Origin of the sequence: Bacterioplanes sanyensis, assembly GCF_014652515.1 — a bacterium.
In the GTDB taxonomy this organism is placed as follows: domain Bacteria; phylum Pseudomonadota; class Gammaproteobacteria; order Pseudomonadales; family Oceanobacteraceae; genus Bacterioplanes; species Bacterioplanes sanyensis.
Map to the genome: position 1 here is coordinate 1 of NZ_BMYY01000038.1, position 512 is coordinate 512.

General features: G+C 48.0%; 1 protein-coding gene. It reads left to right on the forward strand.

Annotated features, from left to right (window positions below; genetic code table 11):
- The coding region (locus IE090_RS17775) for a hypothetical protein (RefSeq protein WP_229815830.1) at nt 1-327 on the forward strand (327 nt) is incomplete at its 5' end.
- Nucleotides 328-512: the final 185 nt, after the last annotated feature.

Here is a 512-nt window from a genome sequence, read left to right on the forward strand (position 1 = left end):
GATAAGGACGGTAACCCAGATCTTGTCAAATGGCAGAAAGCCTTTGTAAGTAACAACAAAACCGAATCTATCGCTTGGAATAAAGTCCGTAATAGTCTGACGCATTACGAGCGCGACCTAACGACACAAAAGCGTCTTGAAAACGGTATGACTGGCGAGTATTTACCACAAATCACCCTGGACGTAGTGATCGAAGGCTGGCTGCGAGAAAACGAGTTGATCTGGCAGCAAGGCTTTCCATCATTTTCTGAGTGCCCAGGCGAAGAGGGAAAATTGATTCCAGAGATGCACGATCCATTGCTTAATGATCCGGATGTGTTGCAATAACTACCATTACTGTATCTGAATCAACGGCTGCTCGCCGGCAAAGTCGGGCAGCAGCCAGATCTGTTCGAACTCCCCTTGGTCGATGTTTAATGTGCGCAACGCTTGGGTGATTTGCTCGCGGCTCCAGGCGGGTGTAGTGGTCTAATTCACCCGGACACCTCGTTAAGATAGTATTCATACCAACT